Here is a 608-nt window from a genome sequence, read left to right as displayed (position 1 = left end):
TTAAAATCTCTGTCTTATCTCTGGAAGAACCCTCTACTCCGTATGGAGAGACAATGCCTCCTCCAAAACGACGGAACAACTGTCTTGGTGAGCGGTGGTTGTGATGATGACCTCCAAGAGATAGTCGCCGCCGCTCATAATGAGTGGAAATGGCTCCGCACGAAAGAACGAATGTCGGCATTCGTTGAACATCGATGAGTGATAAAGACGACAACGAGTCAGTTACCGATATACTCCGTGAAGGTCGGGGAAATCACAATCTCGTTGAAATACAGTGTCATAACTGCGGCACTATGATACCACCTGATGCGACCATCATCCAGTGTAAGTGGTGGTCATACGACGGGCAAGGACCACCGACTGGCTCAGGATTCGTCTCCTACTGCGATGAGTGCGTGCCACCCGGAATACCGAGACCAAAATGAAAGTATGACCACAAGGCTGTGCCGCGTCAAACCGACCTAAATCAGAAATAATTGATTTCTACTTCGGCTGGCTTCCACACCGGTGGAGGTGTATCTTTTCGCGAACACTACGAGCACTGGTCTTTTGACCGCACGACTGGCAGGTATAAAATTCACCTTCGTCGTGTAGATATCTGTGAGTAC

General features: G+C 49.0%; 1 protein-coding gene. It reads left to right on the top strand.

Going from position 1 to position 608, the window contains the following annotated elements; genetic code table 11:
- The coding region (locus EXE45_RS20930) for a hypothetical protein (RefSeq protein WP_206750504.1) at nucleotides 1-198 on the top strand (198 nt) is incomplete at its 5' end.
- Nucleotides 199-608: the final 410 nt, after the last annotated feature.

The sequence above is a fragment of the Halorubrum sp. SP9 genome, from assembly GCF_005435015.1.
In the GTDB taxonomy this organism is placed as follows: Archaea; Halobacteriota; Halobacteria; order Halobacteriales; family Haloferacaceae; genus Halorubrum; species Halorubrum sodomense.
The sequence above is the reverse complement of the archived record's forward strand: the minus strand, read 5'-3'. Positions and strand labels throughout refer to the sequence as shown.